This is a genomic window from Flavobacterium sp. Leaf82, from assembly GCF_001422725.1.
Taxonomy (GTDB): domain Bacteria; phylum Bacteroidota; class Bacteroidia; order Flavobacteriales; family Flavobacteriaceae; genus Flavobacterium.
The window spans coordinates 1-6,028 of record NZ_LMMA01000024.1 but is presented as its reverse complement, the minus strand read 5'-3'; the positions used below and the strand labels follow the sequence as shown (position 1 = coordinate 6,028).

The window sequence follows — 6,028 nt, the reverse complement described above, 5'->3', positions numbered from 1 at the left end:
CAGAGCAAATTTTTGGTTGCCTACATAGTTCCTAACGCAGAGTTTAACAAAGAATCTATTCAGGATTTTCTAAAAGAAAGATTACCAAATTATATGGTTCCGGGTTTTTATGTAGCACTCGATGAACTGCCATTAACATCAAATGGCAAGGTTGATCTTAAAAAATTGCCCAATATTAGTGAGCAGGACATTACAAGCAATTATGCAGCGCCAACAACTCAGTTAGAAGAAAAATTAGCTGCAATATGGCAAGAAGTTTTGGGTATAGAAAGAATTGGTATTACCGATAATTTCTTTGAACTGGGCGGTCACAGCTTAATTGTTATTCAGGTTATTAATAAAATTAACCAACAATTGGGCAGGGATATATCGTTTAAAGATTTCTTTTTAAACCCAACAATAGAAAAAATAGACAAGCTGCTGGAAGAAAAGACTTTTGCACGAATTCAAATAGCGCCATTATCAGACTCATACCCTTTAACATTATCACAAACTCAGTATTGGTTAATGAATCAAACGGGAGATGTTTTAAAAGCGTATGACATAACCAATACGTTTAAGATTCACGGTAATATAGATGTTGAAATATTTGAAGAAGCCTTTAACTTATTAATTAAGAGGCACGAAATTCTAAGGACTTATTTTAAAGTAAATCCTTCAGGTGTTGTTAATCAGTATGTTGGCAAAGAAGATGTTTATTATAAAATTAATAATCATGATTTCACAAATAAGAAACCTTCTCAGGTTTTAGAACTACTTGATAAAGTAACCAATGAGGATTTTGATTTGGAAAAACTCCCGTTAATCAAAAACCACCTTCTTAAAGTGGATCAAAATGAGTATGTGTTTTTCATTTCACTATATCATATTATCGCTGATGGATGGTCGCTTGATATAATAATGAAGGAGGTTCTGGACTTTTATAAACAATTAAAAAACAAAGAAGAAATAACACTTCCTGAATTGAAAATTCAATACAAAGACTATGTTTTATGGCTTATAGAAAATGAGCAGGAAAAGAAATTTGAAATAGCGCAAAACTATTGGATAGAGAAATTTAAAGGAGAAATCCCGGTAATCAATATTACAACTGTCAAAACAAGACCTGCAATAAAGACTTACAACGGGAAAAATTTAGAATATAAGTTTTCAGAAGACTTTTACAGAGCGTTCAAACTGTTTAATAATAAACATGATGTTACCTCTTTTATAACCTTAAATGCAGTTTTAAATATTTTGCTGTTTACAAAATCGATGCAGGATGATATTATTATTGGAACTCCTGTTTCAGGAAGAAATCACCCTGAATTAGAAAATCTGGTTGGATTGTTTACAAATGTGCTGGCGTTAAGGACAAAAATTAATACCGATAGTCCGTTTGTGGCATTTTTAGAACTGCATAAAAAGACAATATTAGAATCATTTGATAATCAGATTTATCCTTTTTACAGCCTTATCGAAAAATTAAAATTAAAAAGAGATTTGAGTAGATCAGGATTATTTGATGTGATGATGAATTTAAATACAGTTAATAATAATGTTGAAATAGACCCATTTGATGAGTTCGAAATCGAAGCATTTAATACTGTAAATGACACTTCTCAGTTCGATTTAAATTTTGTTTTTACAGAATTCGATGCTTTAAACTTAATAATACAGTTTAATACAGATGTTTTTGAAGATATCGAAATTGAGATTATGATGAAAGATTTTGATAAAATAATGATGAAAATATTCGAAAACGAAAACATCCTCATTAAAGATCTCGAAGTAACGAATAAAGATATATCTAAGAGAAATGAACATAAACTGAATAAATTTTTAAAAAGACAATCATGATAAACAGAATCAACAAAATAAAAAGCCAGGAAGTCAAAAAAGTTAATTTGAATCAAGATGTTAGTGAAACTTTTTTTCAGGACACTAAATTTCCTTTAGTATTCAAATCAATTGTTTCAGGATACGATTTAAAAAAATGGCTAACGGATAATAATGAAAAATTCGAAAAAGAACTTTCTAATTATGGAGCTTTATTATTCAGGGATTTTAAAATTAACACAGTCGAAAAATTTCAGGATCTGATACGCTTATTTCCTAAAAAACTTCTTGAGTATAAATTTCGATCATCACCAAGATTCGAATTAATCGAAAATGTATATGTATCAACTACATATCCGGAGGAATTGTCAATTAATATGCACAGCGAAAATTCGTATGCAGTTAATCATCCGGAACGAATTATTTTTTGCTGCATAACACCTTCAGAATATAAAGGAGAAACCCCAATTGCAGACAACAGACTTGTATTGAGTTTTTTAAGCGACAAATTAAGAAATAAATTTTTAGAGAAAGGAATTTTATACAGAAGAAGTTTAAAAGGAGTTTTGGGATTATCATGGCAAGAGGTTTTTCAGACCAGTGATAAAAGTGAAGTTGAAAAAGAATGCGAATTAAGCAATATAAATTTTGAATGGGTTGGAGAAAACGAATTGGTTTTATCCTGGAAAAAGAAAGCAATTTGGAACCATCCAATAACCAATGAATTAGTCTGGTTTAATCATGGAATGTTTTTTAACAAACATATGCTGCATGAAGAAATTCTAAAATCAGTTCAATCAGATGATGAATTGCCTAATAATACTTTTTTTGGAGACGGTACAGAAATTTCTAAAGAAGAAATAGAAGAAATAAAATCAGCCTACACTAAAGCAACCATCGAATTTAAATGGGAAAAAGGAGATGTTTTATTTCTGGATAATTTGCTCTTTTCACATGGAAGAAATCCTTATAAGGGAGAAAGAAAAATCATTGTTTCAATAGCATAGAAAAAGTATAAACCATTGTTTTAAAGAAGTATAATGGCATTTGATTCAAGATTAAATGCTGTAAACAATCTTCCCAATTAATTTTAAAAAGCGCAGAAAAGTAATGAATATAAATAACGATATGAATGGTTTCGAGTTTTCTGAAAATCAAAAAAATTTATGGAACTTAAAGGATTCAAAGGAATATTATAATCAGATAAAAATTGAATTTAAAAAACCGGTTACGGCTGAAAATTTATTAGAAGTAATTGAAAATATTATTACGGACAATGAAATTTTAAGTTATAAAACTATTTCTAAAGAAGGATTTAAATATCCAATTCAGTCAGATGCGGTGAAGGGAAAAACAGAATGGTTTGAAATTGAAGAGGATAAAAATAAGGAAGAAATTGATTTAGGCAAGTTTGCTTCATACGATCCGGCAATAAATAATCCGATAAGATTTTTTTTAATTAAAGAATCAACAAATGTAAAATTTCTCTATGTCAGAGTATATTCATTATGGAGCGATTCGTTTAGTTTAATACTATTTTCAAAACTTTTGTTTAGTAGTTTAAATCTAAACAAACACAAAGATGAAAACAGTGATATTATTGAATATTCAGGATTTAGTTCATGGCAAAATGAATTAATCAGTGAGCCGGAACCCGAAGCTGTTTTATTTTGGAAAAAGTATAAGTTTGATCTTGAACGTAAAAATATACCTTTTCAAAATGATGCAGAAACTGTATTATTTAAACCTCAAAGAGCAGAAATTTGCAAAATTGAGCGTGATGATTATTCAAAAATCACATCATTTTGTAATGATGCAAAAATTAGCAAAGAATATTTTTTATTAAATCAATTCTTAAAATACCTGTTTTTATTTGATGAAACAGAAGTTACAATTGGTTATATTCCTTTTCAGAGAAAATACAAAGAACTGTCTAATACACTGGGTTTAGTAAATACAATTACGCCACTTATTTTTGAAAAATCATCTCATTTAGAAGTTGCAGAAGTAGCAAATTACATTCAGAAACAATTTGATTCCGTTCTTGACTGGACAGATTTTTTTACACTCGACAGGGAAAATGACAGTACCGGTTCTTACTTTAAATATCAGTTTGAGTTTATTGATTTAAAGGAAGAAAATGAATTTGATAATTCATTTTTAATTCATGATGTTTTTTTAGTTCAGGACAAATTCGATCTTAAACTATCGTGTATCGATTATGGAACTCATTTAAGTATTGATTTATATTATAATGAAGAGGTTTTTGCAGAAGCGGAGCAAAATATTCTAAAAATTCAAATAGAAAAGTATTTTAAAAATAGGTCAGACAATGAGATAGAAAGCTTTGGTATTAGCGAACTTGAGGATTCAATTATAATACATTCAAATAATACACAGCATGTTTTTGGAGCAGTTGATTCTATTTTAGAATTGTTTAATGATCAGGTCGCATCTTTTCCAGATAACACAGCAATACTTAATGAAAATATTAAAATTAATTATAATGACTTAAACAGTAAATCAGATCAATTTAAAAACTATTTAATTGAAAAATTTAATATTAGTAAAGGCGATGCCGTTTGTTTTATTGGCAATGCCACAGAATGGTACATTATAAGTGTATTAGGAATTTTAAAATCCGGGGCATATTATATTCCAATTGATGCAAATTACCCTATAAACCGTATCAATTATATTTTAGGAGAATCTAAATGTAAAGTTATTGTCTGCGATCCGGATTTAGCGATTGATTTAAGCGCTGTTAATGGTGAAATTGTAACTCCTTCTTATGATGAAATTTTAGGTTATAAGGACTATAAACACGAAATTAAGTATGATAAAACTGATATAGCGTACTGTATTTTTACATCCGGATCTACCGGAAAACCTAAAGGATGTATGATTAGTCATTGCAACTTATCAAATTATATTCAATGGGCAAATAAATATTATTTTGAAGATACGAATTTTGGTAACTGGGCACTTTTTACTTCCATATCTTTTGATCTTTCTGTAACGGCATTATTTACCGCTCTAACCAGAGGCAGAAAATTATGGATATCAAATTTTGATAAAGAAATCACTTCACTCTTAAAAGAATCATTGCTGAATCCGGAGATTGATACCTTAAAAATTACTCCGGCTCATATTTCTTTACTGAAAGATCAGGATATAAAAAACTCGCAGATTAAAAGAATAATTTGTGGAGGAGAAAAGCTTTTTAATTACCAGATTGATATTTTGAAGGGTATTAATGAAGATGTCAGAATATTTAATGAATATGGCCCAACGGAAGCAACTGTTGGCTGTGTTGCTGCCGAAGTTTTTAAAGACACTAAAGTAGTAATTGGTAAACCAATCGCTAATATGCAGGTTTATATCCTTGATGAGTTATTGGGTATTTGCCATATAGGACAAACGGGAGAGATTTTTTTAAGCGGACTTAGTTTGTCAAAAGGCTATTTAAATAATGATTCCCTTACGGATGAGAAATTTATCGTAAACCCGTTTAATGCAAACGAAAAAATCTACAGAACAGGCGATATTGGATATTGGCTTGCTGATGGAAATATTGAGTATTTGGAAAGAAAAGACCAACAGGTTAAAATAAGAGGATACAGAATTGAACTTGGTGAAATTGAGAGTGAGATCCTTCAGTTTTCTACAGATATTAATCAGGTAGTGGTTGATGTAAAAGAGAAAAATCAAGATAAAATAATCGTTGCTTATTTAGTTTCTTCTTCAAATATTGATAAAAATAAATTACGTGCTTTTTTAAATGAAAACCTGCCTTATTATATGGTTCCGGGTTTTTATGTGGCCTTAGAAAATTTGCCTTTAACGCCAAACGGTAAAATTGACCGTAAAAGTTTGCCAAATGTTGGACTTGAAGATGTTGTGAAGAATCAATATGTTGCAGCAAATAATGAAATTCAGCATAAAATAGTTGAAATATGGCAAGAGTTATTGGGAATTGAGCCAATTGGTATCAGAGATAATTTTTTCGGTTTAGGCGGACATAGTTTGATTGCTGTTCAAATTTTTAATAAAATTTTTAAAGAATTAGGTAAGTCAATTTCCTTAAAGTTATTTTTTGAAAACCCTACTATTGAATCCCTTTCCCTGCAATTAAAAGAAGAGCATTATGTGGCTATTGGAGCAGCAGATGTTATGGAAAGCTACCCAATGTCTCCTCCCAATGTCTCCT

3 protein-coding genes are annotated in these 6,028 nt (G+C 29.8%); all 3 read left to right on the top strand.

Annotated features, from left to right (window positions below; all coding sequences use genetic code 11):
• Positions 1-1,839 (top strand): condensation domain-containing protein (locus tag ASF10_RS14350; RefSeq protein WP_241774957.1); only part of this gene is annotated, 1,839 nt, incomplete at its 5' end.
• Positions 1,836-2,825, top strand: a complete 990-nt coding sequence (locus ASF10_RS14345; RefSeq protein WP_056250411.1) for a TauD/TfdA family dioxygenase — start codon at positions 1,836-1,838, stop codon at positions 2,823-2,825. The genes ASF10_RS14350 and ASF10_RS14345, both read left to right, overlap by 4 nt.
• Positions 2,826-2,928: 103 nt before the next feature.
• Positions 2,929-6,028: non-ribosomal peptide synthetase (locus ASF10_RS14340; protein WP_056250409.1), on the top strand; the 3,100-nt coding region annotated here is incomplete at its 3' end.

Bases quoted from the DNA above. Each gene is read 5' to 3' on its own strand.
- ASF10_RS14345 (WP_056250411.1), top strand. From the start codon at position 1,836: ATGATAAACAGAATCAACAAAATAAAAAGCCAGGAAGTCAAAAAAGTT.